The organism is Pseudomonas sp. C27(2019) (genome assembly GCF_008807395.1).
Lineage (GTDB): Bacteria > Pseudomonadota > Gammaproteobacteria > Pseudomonadales > Pseudomonadaceae > Denitrificimonas.
Genome location: NZ_CP043320.1, coordinates 20,811 through 41,376, shown reverse-complemented (window position 1 = coordinate 41,376; position 20,566 = coordinate 20,811). Strand labels below are relative to the sequence as shown.

Genomic DNA, 20,566 nt, shown 5'->3' with positions numbered 1-20,566 from the left:
ATTTTTAGCTTGGAGCACCCCTATGTCGTCGTCAACAAGGCACTGTTCTGCAAGGGCCCGCCCGTTAGAGTCGCATGCTTCACAGGCCAATCTACCACTGGCTCTGTATAGCGCCGACGGTGTACGCAACCTAGACCGCTATTTGATCGACAAACAAGGCATCAGCGGTTTCCAGCTGATGCAAACAGCTGCGCGCAGCGCTTTTCGCCAGTTACTGCGGCGTTGGCCCCAAACGGGTACTGTGTTGGTACTCTGTGGAGCAGGCAACAATGGTGGCGATGGCTATGTGCTGGCAAGTTTAGCTTTGCGTCATGGCCTTGCGGTAAAGTGTCTAGCCTTGACCGATCCTGCCAAACTGCAAGGCGATGCACTCAAAGCCTGGCAATTGGCAAGCGCCCAAGAGGTTGAAATAACCTTATCGGCGCAATTAACCGACAGCGAGCTATCACTCTGGCTGCAACAGGCAGATGTAACGGTAGACGCCATGCTCGGCACTGGTCTACAGGCTGCACCAAGAGACGAATTTGCTCGAGTTATTGCCCTGTGTAATCAGGCTGCGACCCCCATCTTGGCGTTAGATGTACCCTCAGGCTTAAATGCCAGCAGCGGCAGCGCAGCGGGTGAGGTTGTTAGCGCAGATGCGACTGTAACCTTTATCGGGTTAAAAGCGGGCTTACTCACCGCTCAAGGACCCGCAGTTTGCGGCGAGCTTGTCTTTGAAGACTTGGGCACTGGTCCGCAGCTGACACGCTGTAGCGAACCGCTGCTGGCAACCCGTGCCGACTGGCACAATTGCGCCGCACGCATACCCAGACGCGTAGCCAACGCGCATAAAGGCCATTTTGGCCATGTACTGGTGGTCGCTGGTGACTATGGCTTTGGCGGTGCCGCTTTGCTGGTGGCACAAGCTGCAGCGCGCAGTGGTGCTGGACTGGTGTCGCTGGCAACACGGCCAGAGCATGTGACAGCAGCACTGAGCCGCTGCCCATCGGTGATGAGCCACGCTGTTACTGATGACGGCGATTTAGCGCCTTTGCTGGCAGCTGCTACAGTGATTGTCTGTGGCCCTGGCTTGGGGCAAGGGACTTGGGGCCAACACATGTTGCAGCAGGTGCTGGCCTGTAACAAACCGCTGGTGCTGGATGCCGACGCCCTGAACCTGATGGCTGGCACAGTAGCAGTGAGCTCAAATCAACATATTTTAACCCCCCACCCTGGGGAGGCAGCGCGCCTGCTCGGTGTCAGTGTGGCAGAGATAGAATCTGATCGACTGGTCGCGGCAGGTAAGCTGCAGTCGCAGTACGGCGGCACCATTGTCCTCAAAGGCGCTGGCACAGTGATTGCCGGCGCTGGTGGTCAGCTCGCACTGGTCAGTGGCAGTAACCCAGGCATGGCCTGCGGTGGCATGGGTGATGTACTGGCTGGCATTACCGCTGGCCTGTGGGGGCAGATGGCTGATCCTGAGCAGGTTGCAATCACCGCAGCCGCCTTGCATCTGGCCGCGGCGAACAGCGCGACAGAGCAGTTTGGATTTATGAGCCTGCAACCCACCGATGTGATCAACGCCTTGCCCCGCGTGCTGGCTGACGCAGGATTTTGAACCCAGCACAGCCTGTTGGCCATATAAGCGCCTGAAGGCAATCACGATGCTGGAAAAATAGCTATAAACAAGCAACTTATTGATTTAAGGAAGCACTGAATAATGTTGGCGAGGCAGTCAGGGCTAGGCAAAAAACGGCGAAAAAGCGCAGTCTACACATAGTAAATGAGCATTTTGAGCCGTTTTTTAACACCACCCTGACAACGCAGGTAATTATTCAGCGTTTCCTTAAGAAAGTGCTGAATAAGTACTTACGTTGTCAGGGCTAGGCAACATTATTCAGTGCCTCCTTAAAAATAAAATCAGGAGGATTTTAAATGATCATTGGAATAGATATGGGCGGCACACATATTGATGGCGTCATTATCGATAGTGGGAAAATAATTAAGGAAACGCTGAATAATTACCTGCGTTGTCAGGGTGGTGTTAAAAAACGGCTCAAAATGCTCATTTACTATGTGTAGACTGCGCTTTTTCGCCGTTTTTTGCCTAGCCCTGACTGCCTCGCCAACATTATTCAGTGCTTCCTTAAAACAACAAAAAACCCCACCGACAGAAGCGACTTATTTCAAACCATCCAAACCACACTGCACCAACTGCTAGACAATATTGATAAGAAAAAAATAGCTCGAATCAATTTAAGTACCACGGTGTCAACCAATGCCATTGTCGAAAACAAAGTCAGCAAGGTTGGCATGATCGTGCAAACCGGCCCCGGCATGCAGCATGACTTTAGCGCTGCAGGCGAGCAATTAAGCTATGTCAGTGGTTATATTGACCATCGCGGCGCTGTTGTTAAAGACGTAGCAGAAAATGAAATACAGGCCATCAAAGCTGAATTTATTGCCCATGGCATAGAGTCAGCTGGTGTGGTGAGTAAGTTTTCCACCAGAAATCCCAGTCACGAAATACAAATTGCTGAGATTCTGGCAGATGACTTCGACAGCATTACCACCGGACACAGCCTATCAGGCAAACTAAACTTCCCCAGACGGGTTCACACAAGCTATTTAAACGCTGCCATCAATCGCACTTTTAGACACTTTGCTGAAAACATAGAAAAGTCACTTAAAGAACAAGGCGTTAACGCTCCGGTTTATATATTAAAAGCTGACGGCGGCACAATGAATTTAAGCACCGCCAAAAACACACCAGTTGAGACAATTTTGTCCGGCCCAGCAGCCAGCTTTATGGGGCTGAGCGCTTTATTTTCAGACACTGCAGACGGCGTACTGTTAGACATCGGCGGAACAACCACAGATATTTTCTTTTTGGCCAATGGTGTGCAATTGTTTGAGCCGCTGGGCATCAGCATTGGTCCGCACAAAACACTGATCCGCTCCATTTATTCAGTGTCTATTGGCATTGCTGGCGACAGCTTTGTCAGAGTAGAAAACAATGAAATCAAGATCGGCCCACAGAGAATGGGCCGCCCGATTGCTTTCGGAGGCGCGTATTTAACACCCACTGATGCCATGGTTGTTTTAGGTAAAATCGCTGCCGACAACACAGATCAAGCAATAGCGGCCGTCGATAAGCTCGCTCAAGACTTAAGCGTATCCCGCACAGAAGCCGCCACTAAAATCTTAGCAACCATGGCCGAGTTAATTCACCAAGAAGTGACTGGCTTACTGGAAAAAATCAATGCGCAGCCCGTGTATACAGTCAAAGAAGTGCTTGAGAATAGAAAAATAGAACCACAGTTTATTAACATCATTGGTGGCCCATCTAAAATACTCGCGCCATTTTTACAAGACAGATTCAAGCTGAAGATTAATTACCCCAGCAGGTACGACGTTGCCAATGCCATTGGTGCGGCACTGGCCAAACCCACCATCGAAATCAATATGCATGCCGACACCGAGCGCGGAATAATGTCTGTGCCCGAAGTGGACATCTATGAAGCGATCAACAAAAACTTTGATTTAAGCATGGCGGAGAGTAGAGCCTTAGAGATCGTTAGAGAGGGTGCTATTCAGCTCGGTGCAGACCCAAATAGCATTGACGCTGAGATCGTTGAATCCAATAGTTTTAATATGGTCAAAGGCTATTCCAGCGCTTGGAAAAACATCAGAGTTAGAGCACAAATCACGCCAGGCTTAATTTACAAATTAGAGGGAGAACAATAAATGCTCAAAGCTAAAAATACATTAGGGCTGGTGTTTTTCCCCGCGTTCGACTGGGCCATTTCCGACACCCACCCCGAGCGTGAAGAACGGCTTTTGTACACCCAGGATCAAATCTTTGAAGAAGGCATTGAAGACGTTGAAGGGATCAAGTTTTTTAACCCCATCATTGCCAGTGAAAAAGATATCGCACGGGTGCACTTTGCCGTCCCTGATATCGCCAGTCGCGTCACACCCTCACACCTTGTTGCTGCCGGTGGCGCGATACGTGCCTATCAGGCCGTTATGGAAAAAGAAGTCGATAAAGCCTTTGCCCTTGTGCGGCCACCCGGTCACCACGCACACCGCATTGTGTATGGCGACAAAGGCTTTTGCATTGTCAACGTTGGTGCGGTGGCCTTAGAGAATATTCGGCAAAAATATGGCGACCTGAAAGTAGCTATCGTTGACACTGATGTGCACCACGGTGATGGCACGCAAGACATTTATTGGAATGATAAAGACACTCTATTTATTTCATTCCATCAAGATGGACGCACCCTATACCCAGGCACAGGGCGTATCGAAGAGTTTGGCGGGCCGTCAGCCTATGGCTATAACATCAATATACCGCTGCCGCCAAGCACCGGTGAAGAAGGCTTTTTGCATATTTTAGACAACCTTGTGCTGCCCATTCTCGACGACTTCAAGCCGGACCTTATTATCAACTCGGCCGGGCAAGACAACCATTACAGCGATCCGCTGGCCAATATGAACTTCACCGCGCAAGGCTATGCCATCCTAAATGAGCGCTTAAACCCAGATTTGGCCGTGTTAGAAGGGGGTTATTCGATAGAGAGCGCGCTGCCCTATATCAATATGGGCATTATTTTGGCCATGGCCGGTCTTGATTATTCACAGGTATTCGAGCCCGATTATGACGCTGAGCGTCTAAAACAAGATCCAGCCATAACAGCGCATATTCAGCAGTTATCCAAAGACATTTATGCGTTATGGAAAAATAAAGACGCACTGGCTGAGGAAAAATTTAAAGGTAAAACCGAGGTCAAACGGGAGCAGCAGATTTATTACGACACCGCTGGCGTTATGGAGCATCAAGTACAAACATTTAGGATCTGTGCGGACTGTGCCGGTGTGAATAGCATTGACTCCCGCAATGATAATCGCATGCATATTTTTGCCATTACACTGCCCAGAAAAGCCTGTCAGAGCTGCATTGATAAGGCCTACAGCCTGTATAACGAAACCAGCAAAAGCAGCTACACCCATATCTATTTACAAGATCGGGTTAACGATAAGTATCTGGCCAAGTAACGGCTAAGGCGCATGTGCTGCATAGCGCTATAACATTCCTCGCGCATTAAGCTTATCGGTTTAGCCCGACAAGCTTCTAGGAGATGATTCCGTTAGTCCTTTTTAAACACATAAAACAAGTTCGGCTCGCTAACGATATAAATAGTCCCTTCTGCATCAATAGCCACACCCTCAGCTTGCTTGATACTGCGCGCTAAGTTATTAAAGCCCACTGCTAAGCTAATAAAGCTGACGGGGTTACCCTCGGTATCCAGCTCCAAGAGCATGCGCGACTCATCCGACAACACCAATACGTGCCCAGTGCGCTGATCAACCGCCAGTGAAGAAAGATCACGCATAAACACCTGTTTAGAGCGCAACTCAAGTAATGCCTGTGGCGCTGCGCTGTCATCTTCGCCCTGCTCAGGAAAGGGCAAACTAAACAAACCAAAGGGGCTGCGCTCCTTGGCCAACAGCATACGTTGGTTGCGCGCATCCCACGCCACCCCTTCAAAACCCTTATTGCCAGCATTCAGGTAGCCCAAACTGATCGAGACCAAGGCATCACCGTCTATAAAGCTGGCATCGGGTGACAGATGAAAAATCGTCATCTCCCCTCGCCGCTCATCAATAATAGCAATGCGCCCGTCACTCAATACTTCCACCCCTTCAGGATCAGAAAAGCCGCGCAATTCGACCACCCGTAACACGTCCCCGGTTAGCGACAACTCAACCAGTTTGGGGATTCTTCCCGTCACGGTAAACAAGGTGTTGCTCAGCGGACTCCAGCTTAGACCCGAGGTTTCCGCCTCGGCCAAGCCTGCTAACGGCTTGGCTTGAATTACCGCGCGATAGCCTGGCAGCCAAATGCTGTCCGCTTGCTCCTGTGTACTGGTAGTGTGCTCTTGCCATAAGAACCGCAGACGATCATCCCAGTGCAAGTAACGCGATAGAGTTACTGCTGCAATTACAGCAAGCAACAACAACGTCCATAATTTCGGGCGCTGTCTCATCCTTTTAAACATGTTAATAACCTTCCCATTCATCACGTATAAGTCACAAGCAACTGCTGTGTCAGCGGCCTCATTCGGGCCGATCTAATTCAGCGCGCCATCCTACTGCTAAAATCAGACCAGCGCCCAAGACAATCGTTATACTCTGCACATTGTTTATTTGGAGAGTCCCATGTCACTGCCTTTTTTACGCTTAAAATCTAATGCTGATCGTCGTTTACGCAGCGGCCATTTATGGGTCTATAGCAATGAAATTGATACCAAGCTCTCGCCCTTAAGCGGGTTTAAAGTCGGTGACCAAGCCATTGTAGAAAACGCCTCAGGAAAAACCCTAGGCGTGGTGGTGATGAGCCCGCAAACACTGGTGTGCGCACGCTTGGTCTCACGTGAAACTGAGCACCGTCTAGATAAATCACTGCTGGTGCACCGCCTCAATATTGCTCTGTCATTACGCGAGCGCCTGTTTGACACGCCTTTTTATCGTTTACTGCATGCCGAAGGTGATTTATTACCGGGACTGGAAGTCGATCGTTTTGGCGATATTCTGGTGGCGCAAATCACTGCCGCCTGCATGGAGCCGCATAAAGAGATCATTCTTGAAGCGCTTTTACAGGTTTGCAAGCCCACTGGTGTGCTCTGGCGCAATGATGCCAATACCCGCGACGCAGAAGGCTTGGAGCGCTATTTAGAAGTTGCCCACGGCGAAGTGCCGGAATGGGTGCAGCTGCTCGAAAATGACCTGACCTATAACGCGCCCTTGCTGCAAAAGAAAGCACTGGGCTGGCATTACGATCAGCGCTTTAACCGCCTACAGGCGGCAGTCTATTGCACAGACAAACGCGTGCTGTCGGTGTACAGCGATGTTGGCAGCTGGGGTATTCCCGCAGCGCTGGCCGGTGCCACTGAAGTACTCTGCGCCGATGCCTCTGCGCATGCTTTAGATGCCTTAGAACAAAATGCGCAACTTAACGATATCGGTGAAACCCTGCTCTGCGCCGAAGGTGATGTGCTGGAAACCTTGCAAGCTCTCAAAGCTGACGAAGAACGTTTTGATGTGATCATCGTTGATCCACCGGCTTTTATTAAGCGCAAAAAAGATGTAAAAAGCGGCGAAGCCGGTTACCGCAAACTCTACGAGCATTGCATCCGCTTACTCAGCCGTGACGGTATTTTAATTTGCTCATCTCGCTCGCCGTTTTTCACTGAAGAAAGCATGCACAGCACCTTGCTGGCCAGTGCGCGGCATTTGGATCGCAATATTCAAATCCTGGAGCAAAGCGGACAAAGTGCTGACCACCCGATGCACCCGGCCATCCCAGAAACCCGCCATCTAAAATACACCGTATGCCGTATTTTACCCAACAGTTAAACTGGCACAGTTAAACAGCACTAAGCAAATCAGCACTGCCCTTTGCCGAGCCGCACTGGGCAGCGTAGAATCAAATTTTACTCGTCACTACCCTCGGCGAGCCAAGCATACTTTGCGCATCGCACGGTCACCCCGCGGCAACAGTTGCAGATGCTTTTATCGCCCTTATTTTATTTTGCAGGAAGTTCTCATGCCTGATTATCGTTCGAAAACCTCCACCTTCGGCCGCAACATGGCGGGTGCTCGCGCACTATGGCGTGCAACCGGTATGACCGACGAAGATTTTCATAAGCCCATTATTGCAGTTGCCAACTCCTTTACCCAGTTTGTGCCAGGTCACGTGCACCTCAAAGACATGGGCCAATTAGTGGCGCGTGAAATTGAACGCGCGGGTGGTGTTGCCAAAGAATTTAATACCATTGCCGTGGATGATGGCATCGCCATGGGTCACGATGGCATGCTCTATTCTCTGCCCAGCCGTGAGATCATTGCCGACTCGGTTGAGTACATGGCCAATGCGCACTGCGCCGATGCTTTGGTGTGTATTTCCAACTGCGATAAGATCACCCCTGGCATGCTGATGGCCGCCTTGCGTCTGAATATCCCAGTGGTGTTTGTCTCTGGCGGCCCAATGGAAGCGGGTAAAACCAAACTGGCCAGCCACGGTTTAGATTTAGTGGATGCCATGGTGATTGCTGCGGATGACGACGCATCCGATGAAGAGGTTGCCGAATACGAGCGTAGCGCCTGCCCCACCTGTGGTTCTTGCTCAGGCATGTTTACTGCCAACTCGATGAACTGTCTGGTTGAAGCCTTAGGCCTAGGTTTACCAGGTAACGGCACAGTACTGGCCACTCACGCTGACCGTGAAGAGCTGTTCTTAGAAGCCGGTCGCACCATTGTTGAGCTGTGCCACCGTTACTATAAAGAAGACGACGCTTCAGCCCTACCGCGCAATATTGCTAACTTTAAAGCCTTTGAAAATGCCATGTCGCTGGACATTGCCATGGGCGGCTCAACCAACACCATTCTGCACCTGTTAGCTGCTGCGCAAGAGGCCGAAATGGACTTTGACTTACTGGATATTGACCGCTTATCGCGTACAGTGCCGGAGCTGTGTAAAGTCGCACCCAACATCAAGGACTATCATATGGAAGATGTGCACCGCGCCGGTGGTATTTTCAGTATTTTAGGCTCATTGGCGCGCGGTGGCTTCTTACACACGGACCTACCAACCGTGCACAGCAAGACTATGGCTGAGGCCATTGCTAAGTGGGACATCACTCAAACTGAAGATGAAGCCGTACACACCTTCTTTAAAGCAGGCCCAGGCGGCATTCCAACCCAGACTGCATTTAGCCAAGCTACGCGCTGGCCGACGCTGGACTTAGACCGTGAAAGCGGCTGTATCCGCAGTGTGGAACACGCTTACTCTACTGAAGGCGGCTTAGCCGTGCTCTACGGTAATATCGCTGAAGATGGCTGTGTGGTAAAAACCGCTGGTGTGGATAAATCTATTCATGTCTTTAAAGGCACAGCAAAAATCTTCGAAAGCCAAGACTCTGCGGTGCGCGGCATTCTCGCAGACGAGGTGAAGCCTGGCGATATCGTGATTATTCGTTACGAAGGCCCGAAAGGCGGCCCAGGCATGCAAGAAATGCTCTATCCCACCAGTTACCTGAAGTCCAAAGGCTTAGGTGAGCAATGCGCGCTGCTGACCGACGGGCGCTTCTCTGGCGGCACCTCAGGCTTATCCATTGGCCATGCTTCACCAGAAGCCGCCGCCGGTGGTGCTATTGGCTTAGTGCAGGAAGGCGATACAATTTTAATTGATATCCCCAACCGCAGTATCAATCTACAAATCAGCGATGCTGAGCTGGCCGAGCGCCGTTTGGCGCAAGATGGCAAAGGCTGGAAGCCGGTGGAAGTACGTCCACGTAAAGTGACCACAGCTCTTAAGGCCTACGCGCTGTTAGCCACCAGTGCTGACAAAGGTGCAGTACGCAACAAAGCCATGTTGGATGATTTGCTTTAATAACGCAGAGTCTATGCCTAAGCTTTAAACCAAAAAGCCCCAGCTCTCTACAAAGAACTGGGGCTTTTTTACGCTTGTACTAGAAACCTAAAGCACGCTACAGCCATGCTATTTAGACAGGCACCACCGATAAGTCAGCCAGCAAACGTGAAGCAATAAATAAATAAGTCACCACACCGGTCGCATCGCACACCGAGGTAATTAACGGTGCACTGGCGCTGGCGGGGTCAAAATTAAATTTACTCAGCACAAAGGGTAAACTCATGCCTATCATGCAACCGATCATCACAATCGAAACCATACTTAACGCCAGCACCAAGGCCACAGTCTCGTCACCACGAACATAGCCTAAAACAGATACCGCTGCCGCCATCGTACAACCCAACGCGAGCGCCACCAAGGCTTCACGTCCAATCAAGTGCAGCCAATCCCGCATTACCACTTCACCGGTAGCTAGAGCGCGCACCATAAGGGTGGCTGACTGCGAACCGGCGTTACCACCGCTGTCCACCAGCAACGGCAGAAAAAACACTAAAACAATATTGGCGGCGATAATGTCTTCAAAATGAGCAATTCCAGCACCAGAGAATAAGTTACCAAACACCAGTAATACCAACCAAAAAACACGTTTGCGATACAGCAAACCAATACTGGCGTCTTTCAAGTTACCAATAACGGTGCTAACACCCGCCGATTTATGAATATCATCGGTTGCCTCTGCACTGACCACATCCATAGCATCATCATAAGTGACAATACCAATCAGTACGCCAATCTCATCAATAATTGGCAACGCCAACAAATCATAGCGAGCAATTTTCTTGGCAATATCTTCTTGATCATCTCCCACATCAGCGCTAACCACATCACTGGTCATCAAATCTTCAATCGTCTTATTCAGGTCGGCGAGAATTAAATCACGCAATGACACCACGCCCAGCAAACGCCGCTCATCATCAATCACATAAACCTGATAAATTGTTTCTGCATCGGGTGCTTCATCACGTAAGTACGCTAGGGATTGAGCGACACTCATGTCTTGTTTCAGCGCGGCATAATCCGAAGTCATCAGGGCGCCGGCCGTACCTTCCACATAGGCCGATAGTTTACGAATGTCTTCACGCTCAGCTTGCGCCAACGCCGGTAGCAAAATATCACGCTGATTTTGGTCAAAACGTTTAAATAAGTCGGTGCGCTCATCGGCCGGCATTTCACTGACTAATTCAGCCAGCGTGGCGCGCGGAAACTCACGGGCTAAACGCACTTGCTCGTCAGCTTCAATATAACTAAATACTTCCGCACGCTTAGGTAAGCGTTCCAGTAAGCGCCAGCACAGGGTCGGCTCTAGCTGCTCTAAAACATCTGCTAGATCAACAGGGCGCAGACTCTTAACAGCAGCCAAGGCACTATCAAAATCATTATTTCCAATGGCATCGCTCAAGGCGAGCGTAAGGGTTGTATCGGTGTGATCCATTTTAAATCTCCAAGCGACCGGCATCGGGTAACGTATGGAGACTCGCGACTCAAAACCAGCGTGGTCAGTCCATCATAAACCGTCAGCAAACACACTGATCATAATAGCGAATAAAGCCCAGCAAGGGCCTGTACAAGATTTGTCCATAGAGCCTTAATGTTCTCTCTTGAGGCGTTTATGCGGCGTGCGAATACTAGGGCAAGCACTCAGCAATAACAACTGTAGCGGTATTTGCCTGATTCAGTTAGCCCAATATTGTGATAATCGGTATGCTTGCCTGCAACGACTAATTATTTCTTTTGAACAGTATTTTGAGTGGTGCTGTACACCCTTTTTGGAGCGTATTTTGACAGCAACAATTGATGACGTAAAAAACTATTTGCTGGACCTACAAGAGCGTATTTGTGCGACTTTAGAGCAGGCCGATGGCGGCTCTTTTTTTAAGGAAAGCTGGCAGCGTCCAGGTGGCGGCGGGGGCCGTACCCGCGTTTTAGAAAATGGCGCATTAATTGAAAAAGGCGGCGTGAATTTTTCCCATGTCTATGGCGACTCTTTACCGCCATCGGCCAGCGCGCACCGCCCCGAGTTGGCGGGCCGCTCATTCCAAGCCATGGGTTTATCCTTGGTGATTCACCCAGAAAACCCACATATTCCAACCTCGCACGCCAATGTGCGCTTGTTTGTTGCAGAAAAGGAGGGAGAAGATCCAATCTGGTGGTTTGGCGGCGGCTTTGACCTTACCCCTTATTACCCTGAAGAAGAAGACTGTGTGCATTGGCACCAAGTCGCACATGATGCCTGCGCGCCGTTTGGCGAGACGGTGTATGCTGACTATAAAGCCTGGTGCGATCGCTACTTTTACCTGAAGCACCGCGATGAACCACGCGGCATTGGCGGTCTATTTTTTGACGACCTTAATCAGTGGGATTTTGCCACCTGCTTTGCTTTTATGCGCGCCGTCGGTGAAGCCTTTCTTGAGGCTTATATGCCGATTGTGGAACGCCGCCGGCATACGCCATTCACTGAGCAAGAGCGTGAGTTCCAAGCCTACCGCCGGGGACGCTATGTTGAGTTCAACTTAGTCTTTGACCGCGGTACTTTATTTGGCCTGCAGTCAGGCGGGCGCACAGAATCGATTTTAATGTCGCTGCCACCGCAGGTGCGCTGGGGCTACGACTGGAAGCCTGCAGCCAACAGCCGCGAAGCACGACTGACCCAATACTTTTTACAAGACCGTGACTGGCTTGGCGAGGCACAAAGAAAATGAAATATTATGGCGTATTTGGCAATCCCATTGCTCACAGTAAATCACCACTGATTCATCGCTTGTTTGCAGAACAAACGGGCCAACAAATCAGCTATGAACCGCTACTGGCACCTTTAGATGACTTTACTTCAGCAGTTACAGCATTTTTTAAAACAGGCAGCGGCGCCAATGTCACTGTGCCCTTTAAAGAACAGGCCTTTGCCCTCGCTGATCAACTCAGTGAGCGTGCGCTACGCGCCAAAGCCGTTAACACCCTGAAAAAACTCGATGATGGTCGCCTGCTCGGTGATAACACTGATGGCGCTGGGTTAGTCAATGATCTGTTAAATAACCACGTTGAGCTGGCCGGTAAAAATATCTTAATTTTAGGTGCCGGTGGTGCCGTACGCGGTGTGCTTGAGCCGCTGCTCGCTCAGCTACCAGCAGAGCTGTGCATCGTCAATCGCACCGTTGAAAAAGCCGAGCAGTTGGCGCAAGAGTTTTCTGACATAGGGCCGATGACCGCCTGTGGCTATGACTGGATTGACGAGCCTGTGGATATCATTATCAATGGCACCTCAGCCAGCCTCTCTGGTGACCTACCACCTCTAGCCAGCACCTTGATCAAGGCCGGCGATACCGTCTGCTACGATATGATGTACGGCAAGCAGACCACTGTCTTTAATCAGTGGGCGCAGCAACACGGCGCTGCGCGCACTTTAGATGGCTTGGGCATGCTGGTTGAGCAAGCAGCAGAAGCCTTTTATCTGTGGACAGGCGTGCGCCCTGACCCTGCGCCGGTATTGCAGCAGCTACGCGCGCAACTCTAAATATTCGTTGGCCATTACCCTAAGCTGGACGCAGCACCTGCCCCGTACGCAAATCGCGGATGGTGCTGGGCTTGCTGCTCTGGCCCAGCTCACCGCTTAACACCGCATCAAGCTGGCCATGAAAATACTGCTCAATGCGTAAACGGCTTTTCGCTGGTAAACGGCCGCTGGGGTTGGCTGAAGTCGACACCAACGGGCCAGTTAATGTGCAAAGCTGCGCAACCAGCGGATGAGCACTGACACGAATAGCAACACTATCATGTGCACCACAAATCCACTCAGGCACACGGTTATGGTGTGGCACCAGCCAGGTATTGGGGCCCGGCCAGCTGTCTGTTAACTGCTGCAGTTGCTCTGCAGTTAAGCCGTCCAGCAACCAAGCAAACTGCTTTATGTCTGCCGCGACTAAGATCAAACCTTTATGCACAGGCCGCTCTTTCAAAGCTAGCAAGCGCGCCACAGCCGTTGCGTTAAAAGGATCACAACCCAAACCCCAAACCGCCTCCGTAGGATAGGCAATCACCGCGCCGCGGCGAACTTTTTGCGCAATCTGTTGAATCTGCCAAGCATTGGTCATGAATTATCCGTGCGACTGAGCTTCTAACTCAGTACTGTTATTTGAAATCAGCGTAAGGGGTTAACGGCTCGACTGGCAATTTTAAATTACCCTGCCATGGTGCAAATGAATAACGTAAGTACAGCACGGCTCGGCTGGGTGAATAATCTTCACTGTATTGCCAGTCTAAGCCTGTGCCCAGCACCCAATGATTATTTAACCGGCGCTCGAGGAATCCGCGAATGCTATAACCCACGCCGCTACTGGAGCCGTCATTAGAGCGATTAGCCGCCATAAAAGCAGTATCAGATACGCCTAAGCCAGCCAGCTCTTGCAGCGGCTCTGCAATCAATCCGCGAATAGGGTAGTAGTCCATCTCATGTGTCTTTGCTTGAGATACAGACAGGCTTCCTTCTAAAACGTATGACCAATCCGCAGTGCGCCGCGCATAGCTGACAGGCAGAGATAGCGAAGTATAGCGTTGCGGGCTGTAGTAGCCACCTTGACCTAAAGTGTATTCGCCCAAGTCCTTTTGATAACGCCAAAGCATACCGCTGATGCCGAGCGTCAATCTTTCGTTCGGATTATTAATCAGCCGCCGATAATAACCTGCCATTAAGCGTGTGCGATAATTATCAGCAACATTTTTACCACTCAGCTGGTGATGACTAAAGTCCGCCCAAACACCATTAGCACCGCCTTGATCCCAACTTAAACCCAGCGCTGCACCATTGGCCATGACCCCACCCCATTCAGTACCTGTACGCGGGTCTTTAGCGCCTGCAAAAGATAATAAAGAGTTAGATAAGGGGCGGCGCGATGCTGTAAGGCGCCAACCGGTTAAACCTATTTTATCTGTGTAGCTGATACCACCGGCCCAGTTCTGCACAGTAAAGCCATAAGGCGTAGTACCAAGATCAAAAGATAGCTTCTCATCATACCAGCCTGCGGCAAAGCTGGTGCCATCGGCTTTTTGCGTGAGCCCATGCTGACAACCCGCGAGCGACTGTCCCCCGCCGGCAAACGAGCAACTGCCAAAGCGACCTGAATAACTACCATCAGTCTTTTTTAAGGTACCGGTATCCATACGCACATGATCAGCACGTAAAAAAGCCCGCCCTTGGCTAAACGGAAACTCTAAATGCGCCATTGTAGTATTGGCATTCAATTTAGACATCCCAGGGGTACCATCCGTGCGCCACCAACTGTCATTATGCAAAGTAAAGGTGGGCGTTTCACGCAGGTAAAGCTGTTCAGCTTCAGCTCGAAGCCCTCGCGCCAGCCAGTCATCTTCTGCACTTTCGCGCATCGCTTTAGTAAAGGCTATATTGTCCCGCTGTGGAGAAACCGCCTCAGCCGGTAACAGCTGTGTATCACGCATTGCATAGGCGTATAAATCGAGCGCCTGCTCCACGTCTTGCTCAGCCGTTAAGCGTGCTAAATCACGGTACAATAACGCATCAGGTTCGCTCAGCTGTGCAACTTGTTGTTGTAAAATCTCACGCGCACGGCCCTTCTCTCCCACCAACGACCATAAACTGGCCTGGCGGCGATAAACACTGGGTGCCTGATCATTGAGAGTCACTTGAGCACTACGCAAAACCATACGTACTTGCTCAGTTTTACCCTGTGCCGCCCAGTTCTCTAACACCCCTAAGCGCACATCGATATTATCCGGCTCTGTGCGTAGGGCATTGGTGTAATGCGCAAGCGACTTCGTATAGTCTCCTTGCTCATACGCCCATCGAGCCAGCTGTAAGCGTGCAGCTTGCGATTGTGGTTTGGCCTCCAGCAGCGCAAACGCCTGCGCGCGCTCTCCATTATCATAATGCTGTTGTGCCTGATCAATTAACCGCGCATCAGTGACGCGCTGTGCAAGATTATGCATGTCCTGCGTCCAAACCTGCTTAGGTACGGCATTTAGCGTCTCTAATGTCGCATCCCAACGGTCTGCGGCTGCCAATAGCAGACCATGAGCATAACGACTCACAGCCGCCTGTTGGTGCACGGACAAATGCAGCTCATAGGCTTCCAGCGCTGCAGCCTCATGGCCCTGCTCACGCAGCGCTAAAGCTAAGCGGTAACTTACCCAAGGGTCAGCCAAGTTGAGTTGCTGTATCTGCTTTAATGCATGCACTTGATCTTGCCAACGCTCCTGCTTTTCAGCACTCGCTGCACTCTGCTCAAGCAGTTCAATCTGCAAGCTACGCTTAGTCTGCACAAACAAAGCGGCATCCTGTGGCGACAGTGCAGCTAATAAGCTGACTGCTTGCTGTGCAGGCAAGGTGGCAATGTAGCGTAAAACACCACGCTGCGCCGTCTCATCATAGGGTTCAAGCTTTAAAGCGCGCTTATAAAGAGGCCATGCTTTATTCGGCTGCTGCATCGCTAAGGCTGTATCTGCCAAACCAATCAAGGCAAAAATATTATCTGCATCATGCCGGTGGGCTTGCTGGTAAAGGCGCTGCGCTTGTGCATACTCTTGGCGCTCAAATGCCTCAGAGGCTTGGTTCAATAACAACCAATACTCTGTGGAGGCAATTAAACTGATCCACTTTGATGTTTCATCAGCCCGCTGCTCTTTTTCTTTAGCTAAATGAAAATACTTTAAAGCCCGTTCACGCTCTCCCTGTCGCAGGTAAGCTAAACCCAAAGCGCCATGCAGCTCGACATCCTCTGGATAGGCTGCAATCGCTTTTTTTAGGCGTGCAATGGCTTGCGGATTACGCCCTTGATCTAACAACCGTAAGCCTGCTTGCCCAGCCTGCCAAGAGCCATCAGCCAACAAAGCTGTTTGCCGCTCCAGCTCGTTTCGCCCTTTATCTTCAGCCTCTAAACCCATGTAGCGATTAACAAAGATTGCCCATAAGCTGCGCGTTTGGCTGCTGACGGGCAATGTTATTAAATACTCATATTCTCGACTTGCCGCCCAATCACGCTGCGCTTTTTGCTCGGCCAGCACGTGCAAGTACTGTAAAGCCTGCGCAGGGTTATTTTCTTGAAAATGGTAATTAATCAATGCTTTTAACAGGCTGGGGTGCTTGGGAAAAGTCTGCAAAGCGCCCGTTAATGCCTTAATCGCCAAAGGGCGTTGAGTGGTTTGCTGCGTGCGAAGATGCCAGTATTCAACGGCCATATCAGCACTGGGATAGTAGCCTTGCAACAACTCATCAAAAATAATTTGCGCCTTAGCAAAGCGTCCTGCTGCGGCATACAGGCGTGCTTGCGCTAATTGCTCGCGCATCTCTGGCTCTGTCAACTTAAGCAAGAGCGCACCTTGCTTATAAGGCTCTGAGTCCGGTGCGACTTTTTTAAGCTCAATCAGCAATATTTGGGCTTGCTCAAGGTTGTCGAGCCTGACCGCCAAACGCAGCTCTGCCAACAAGCCCTGCACATGATGCGGATGGACTCGATATAAACGCGCTAAAGCATCCCGGACAATATCATCACGGAACATGGCTTCGCCAAGCTGAATCTGCTCGAGCATGTTTTTCTCAATGCTGACCACAGCAAGCGGATCGGCGACGGCCTGCGTATAACCTGTGCCAAGCAGTATACAAAAGGCTATATTTAATGAAAATTTATTCATAACAATGCACCCAAGCAGGCACTAAAAAACCATGCCGATCAAAAGAGTAGCGTTTCTCATCCCAGCCTTGGCCAAAAAGAACCAATACTTGGCTGTAATAGCCAAGATCTTTTATTGATGTTTCGAGTAAGCGTTGGCGCTGTGTTTGCGCAACATCTGTGCCGTCAAACAAAGGTATAAGCGCTGCAGAAAAGCCTACTGGCCCCACACCCTCTGCCGTGCCCTGCAGTATATTTATTTTCTCGACGGGCAAATGCTGTGCCCCCAGAGACAATAAGCCCCGCTTAAAATGCTCTTTTAATAAAGTGCTATCAGGGCTGTCTTGATGCAGCATGCCCACCCACAAATACACGCGTATCGCATCATAACTGCCCAACTGTTGATCATCTTCACTATGCGTCCACCGATCTGATCGACTCACCCAATCAGGCGCCAGCCCTAAGGGGGATGTCTCAATCAAAAAGCGCGCTGTATTTGCTTGAAGCTCTGCCCATAGTGTTGACGGCTGATCCTGTACAATTCTAGCAAGGAGTTGTGGTGGCAAATAACTCGGATTAAATCGCCACACGCCTTTATCACTAAAACCATATTTACCTGGTGCCAGCAAATAGCCAAAATCTGCAACCTTAACCAGCTCCTCGCGGGCCATGCGCTGCAACATTAAGTGACCTAAGACGGTATAACTGTGCTCACCCCAGAGTCGCCCAGCCTCGAGTAAATTGTAAGCAATCCATAAGTTTGAATCAGCCGCAGTATTGGCATCTAAAACCTGCCAAACACCTGCTGCGTCACGCCCCCATAACCAAGCAGGCAAATGGGCAGTTAAATCACCTTGCGCAAGATTATCTTCCGTCCAGCGCACTAAGCGTCGAAACAGTAGCGGGTCATTGTTCACCAGGGCAAAAAACATGGCGTAGCTTTGCCCTTCCGAGGTTGTAATCTGCCGCGCATCAGAGACGTCAATCACTCGCCCTTGAGCACTGATCATCGTTTGCTGAAAAGTATTCCAATCCTGCCAAGGCGGAGCAGTGCTGCACAGATTTTTTGCTTGTACAGCAGTCACTGTGAACACGAGCAAAGCGCTCATTAATACTCTACGCATCATACTCTAGGCGTCTACGCGCAAGCAGACGAAGTGTGTGCCAAAGCATCACAGATAGAATTAAAACCACAAAAAACGCTATAGCCGCTAGTAATAAAGGACGCTCAGACAAGTGGTACCAAAGCCACTCCCACCACGGCAACTCGCCCACGTAATAAACAGTCCCAGCACTGTGATAACTCACGCCAGACTCTCGAATTAGCGCAACAGAGCCTTTGATATTTTCACGCAGCCCCGGGTTGTTTAGTGCATGAGTTAACAAGTTGAAATCTTCATCACTGCTCGCCAACAAACCCACAATACTGCGCTGCGGATAGAGCTCTGACTGTAAACCGATAATAGCTGCCATAGGCGCTAAAGATTGCACATCTACAGACGACTGAGGCTCTCGTTCTGTTTGGTTAGCTTGCAGTAGATGGCTATTTTTTTGATCAGAGCTCCCCCCTACCACGCGTGCTTGACGTAAGCGTGTTTGCGTATTGTGCAAGAGCAAGTGCGCATCAGATCGTTCCTTAATGGCTTGCGGCAAGCTACCTATAAGCAGCAGATCCGCATCCATTTGACTGGCTGCTGACCAGTCATCCATGATTCTTATTTTTAGCGCAGGATAGCCAATTTGCGCGCCCATTTTGCTCATAACCTCAAGTACTAAACGCGCTTGCTTGGCACTGGGTGCAGACGGCACGACAACAACCGTTTCTGATAAATCAGCCATACGGCTGAACGGAAAAGCACTGCCAGCAAACGCATATAAGTTCGGCATCGCTAAATAGTGACGAAAACCTGAAAAATCGATAACTGAGTTTTCATCAATGGCAGCACGCACATCAACCGGCAAGTTTGTTTGGCAAGTATCACGCTGCGCACTTGCCAGCGTACTCGCAAATGAAAAATCAAAACGAATTTGGTTGTTATCGCCAACCTTGAGCGCTGGGATTAACAATCCTTGATTGACGCTGGCTCTTTCGTTGTTTCTTAAAGGCAAACGGATTTTTGTTAACAAACCCTGCTCATCACTTGGCCGCAAGCTATAACTATGTATGAAATTATCATTGATGCTTAAATTTAATCGTGAATCATCCGTTTTCGACGGTGGCGTATAGCGATAGATAACTGATGTGGGAATGCCACTGTTGCGCCAAATAAATAAATCTGGCGGCAAATTAAGATTCAGCGCAATGGGCCGTGGAATAAGCCCAGACACCTCAAGTTGGCCTGGGTAACTTACCAGCTCTGAGAAAAACACAGGGCGCTCTGTGCTGACCCAGTTCGGCGCATCGTAAGGCTGACGGGGCGTTATGCTTTGCACCTCATTGATGCTGACACTTTGCCCTCGAAACAATGGATTGCCTATAGCAAGAGCAGAGGCTGCAGTGATTAAGTCGTCATCATCTCTGCCTAACACCAATAGCATTTTATAATACGGATTGTCTGGCAGGCTAATGAGGTCAACAACAGGCCCGCTTACTTGTGGGTAATCCTTCAAGAACTCAGGGCGTTGCACATTCGTTGCAAAAACAATGGCATGCTGCTCAGGTAAAGTACTGTAATGCACGGGGAAACTGATATCGCGCCATTGTGCCTGCGTTCCAAAGTAAGATGAAAGGATTGTACCTGCTTGCATTTGTTGATTGCTTGGCGCACCTGCAAAGACAAAAGGCAGCTCTTGCGCCTGCATATCACCCGCATCAAAAAAGGGTTCTGGAAAAAAAGACAAATCATTGGTAATTGCTAAGGCTTGCTGATTGATCCGTATCTGAGTTTTTTTACTGATATCTAACCACAATGAAGAGTGCGCTAAGTCCTCACAAATTTCGGTGTAGTGCCCTACAAACTCTAAACGTATACGGTTAAAAGTGATCATCATGCGAGGATCTAACTTAATCGTTTTACGCACCTGCTGCCCTGTATCTGCTGCCTCGATATGAATAACACCCATCATTTCCTCATTTAAGTACACGCGCAAATGAGAAAGCCTTGGCAGTAAAGCAGGCGACGGGGTAAACACTAATTCCAGCTCTGCATCCGTTATAAGCTGGTCACGACGTACCGTAAACTCCAGTTGCTGCGTGTTATCTATACCCAGTAATTTATAACTATCACCCTGTGCCAATTGGGTTAGCGCGTAAGTATCGCTGCGCAAAGGTGCTAAAACTGGCGCTTCAGCAATTGAATTGCCTAGCATTACAGCACTCTCAATGCTTTCTATCTGCCGTGAGGACTCGTCCAGTGTTTGCGCATGTACTGCGTTATATAAAAAACAAAATAGCACGCCTACAAGGCTCACATGCAACTTATACAACAAGGGCTTTAACATAATGTTTAGTAGACTC

14 protein-coding genes are annotated in these 20,566 nt (G+C 50.0%); 8 read left to right on the top strand and 6 right to left on the bottom strand.

Translation table 11 applies throughout. The features are described 5' to 3' along the window. The first annotated feature begins 22 nt into the window (after positions 1-22). From FXF61_RS00155 to FXF61_RS00145, 4 genes are all read left to right on the top strand, one after another. A complete protein-coding gene (locus FXF61_RS00155) occupies positions 23-1,600 on the top strand; it encodes an NAD(P)H-hydrate dehydratase (protein ID WP_178087226.1) in 1,578 nt (525 codons plus the stop codon). A 317-nt stretch (positions 1,601-1,917) separates the two neighbouring features. Continuing rightward, positions 1,918-2,064, top strand: coding sequence for a hypothetical protein (locus FXF61_RS14825; RefSeq protein WP_178087225.1), 147 nt, complete (start codon positions 1,918-1,920; stop codon positions 2,062-2,064). Between the two features lie 21 nt (positions 2,065-2,085). Then, a complete protein-coding gene (locus FXF61_RS00150) occupies positions 2,086-3,729 on the top strand; it encodes a hydantoinase/oxoprolinase family protein (RefSeq protein ID WP_151183362.1) in 1,644 nt (547 codons plus the stop codon). Next, complete coding sequence (locus FXF61_RS00145; RefSeq protein WP_151183361.1) at positions 3,730-5,040, top strand: histone deacetylase; 1,311 nt, start codon at positions 3,730-3,732, stop codon at positions 5,038-5,040. Between the two features lie 92 nt (positions 5,041-5,132). Here FXF61_RS00145 and FXF61_RS00140 read toward each other — a convergent pair whose 3' ends face one another. After that, positions 5,133-6,044 (bottom strand): SdiA-regulated domain-containing protein, encoded by a 912-nt coding sequence (locus FXF61_RS00140; RefSeq protein ID WP_178087224.1) that lies wholly within the window; start codon positions 6,042-6,044, stop codon positions 5,133-5,135. A gap of 160 nt (positions 6,045-6,204) precedes the next feature. Between FXF61_RS00140 and FXF61_RS00135 the strand changes: the two genes are divergently transcribed. Together FXF61_RS00135 and ilvD are read left to right on the top strand one after the other, a co-directional pair. Then, positions 6,205-7,401, top strand: a complete 1,197-nt coding sequence (locus tag FXF61_RS00135) for a class I SAM-dependent rRNA methyltransferase (protein WP_151183360.1) — start codon at positions 6,205-6,207, stop codon at positions 7,399-7,401. 190 nt (positions 7,402-7,591) lie between these two features. Continuing rightward, complete coding sequence (ilvD, locus tag FXF61_RS00130) at positions 7,592-9,436, top strand: dihydroxy-acid dehydratase (RefSeq protein ID WP_151183359.1); 1,845 nt, start codon at positions 7,592-7,594, stop codon at positions 9,434-9,436. Positions 9,437-9,548: 112 nt separating this feature from the next. On the opposite strand, the gene mgtE is transcribed toward ilvD, so the two are convergent. After that, positions 9,549-10,910, bottom strand: a complete 1,362-nt coding sequence (gene mgtE / locus FXF61_RS00125) for a magnesium transporter (RefSeq protein WP_151183358.1) — start codon at positions 10,908-10,910, stop codon at positions 9,549-9,551. Between the two features lie 346 nt (positions 10,911-11,256). Between mgtE and hemF the strand changes: the two genes are divergently transcribed. Both hemF and aroE read left to right on the top strand, forming a co-directional pair. Next, complete coding sequence (hemF, locus tag FXF61_RS00120; protein WP_151183357.1) at positions 11,257-12,177, top strand: oxygen-dependent coproporphyrinogen oxidase; 921 nt, start codon at positions 11,257-11,259, stop codon at positions 12,175-12,177. Next, positions 12,174-12,986, top strand: coding sequence for a shikimate dehydrogenase (gene aroE, locus FXF61_RS00115; RefSeq protein WP_151183356.1), 813 nt, complete (start codon positions 12,174-12,176; stop codon positions 12,984-12,986). The genes hemF and aroE overlap by 4 nt, the downstream gene beginning before the upstream one ends. Positions 12,987-13,005: 19 nt before the next feature. On the opposite strand, the gene FXF61_RS00110 is transcribed toward aroE, so the two are convergent. From FXF61_RS00110 to bcsB, 4 genes are read right to left on the bottom strand one after another with little or no spacing between them, the layout of a single operon-like run. Beyond that, positions 13,006-13,563 carry an L-threonylcarbamoyladenylate synthase gene (locus FXF61_RS00110; RefSeq protein WP_151183355.1) on the bottom strand — a complete coding sequence of 186 codons (558 nt, stop codon included), beginning with the start codon at positions 13,561-13,563 and terminating at the stop codon, positions 13,006-13,008. Between the two features lie 37 nt (positions 13,564-13,600). Then, positions 13,601-17,131 (bottom strand): cellulose synthase complex outer membrane protein BcsC, encoded by a 3,531-nt coding sequence (gene bcsC, locus FXF61_RS00105; protein ID WP_151183354.1) that lies wholly within the window; start codon positions 17,129-17,131, stop codon positions 13,601-13,603. Next, on the bottom strand, positions 17,124-18,218 hold the full coding sequence (gene bcsZ / locus FXF61_RS00100) for a cellulose synthase complex periplasmic endoglucanase BcsZ (RefSeq protein WP_256663458.1): 1,095 nt from the start codon (positions 18,216-18,218) through the stop codon (positions 17,124-17,126). Before bcsZ ends, bcsC begins: the two co-directional genes overlap by 8 nt. A 7-nt stretch (positions 18,219-18,225) precedes the next feature. Then, a complete protein-coding gene (gene bcsB, locus FXF61_RS00095; RefSeq protein WP_178087223.1) occupies positions 18,226-20,550 on the bottom strand; it encodes a cellulose biosynthesis cyclic di-GMP-binding regulatory protein BcsB in 2,325 nt (774 codons plus the stop codon). Positions 20,551-20,566: the final 16 nt, after the last annotated feature.

Coding starts and splice junctions, on each gene's coding strand:
- FXF61_RS00155 (WP_178087226.1), top strand. CDS start 23: ATGTCGTCGTCAACAAGGCACTGTTCTGCAAGGGCCCGCCCGTTAGAG.
- FXF61_RS14825 (WP_178087225.1), top strand. CDS start 1,918: ATGATCATTGGAATAGATATGGGCGGCACACATATTGATGGCGTCATT.
- FXF61_RS00145 (WP_151183361.1), top strand. CDS start 3,730: ATGCTCAAAGCTAAAAATACATTAGGGCTGGTGTTTTTCCCCGCGTTC.
- FXF61_RS00140 (WP_178087224.1), bottom strand. CDS start 6,044: ATGTTTAAAAGGATGAGACAGCGCCCGAAATTATGGACGTTGTTGTTG.
- FXF61_RS00135 (WP_151183360.1), top strand. CDS start 6,205: ATGTCACTGCCTTTTTTACGCTTAAAATCTAATGCTGATCGTCGTTTA.
- ilvD (WP_151183359.1), top strand. CDS start 7,592: ATGCCTGATTATCGTTCGAAAACCTCCACCTTCGGCCGCAACATGGCG.
- mgtE (WP_151183358.1), bottom strand. CDS start 10,910: ATGGATCACACCGATACAACCCTTACGCTCGCCTTGAGCGATGCCATT.
- aroE (WP_151183356.1), top strand. CDS start 12,174: ATGAAATATTATGGCGTATTTGGCAATCCCATTGCTCACAGTAAATCA.
- FXF61_RS00110 (WP_151183355.1), bottom strand. CDS start 13,563: ATGACCAATGCTTGGCAGATTCAACAGATTGCGCAAAAAGTTCGCCGC.
- bcsC (WP_151183354.1), bottom strand. CDS start 17,131: ATGAATAAATTTTCATTAAATATAGCCTTTTGTATACTGCTTGGCACA.
- bcsZ (WP_256663458.1), bottom strand. CDS start 18,218: ATGAGCGCTTTGCTCGTGTTCACAGTGACTGCTGTACAAGCAAAAAAT.
- bcsB (WP_178087223.1), bottom strand. CDS start 20,550: ATGTTAAAGCCCTTGTTGTATAAGTTGCATGTGAGCCTTGTAGGCGTG.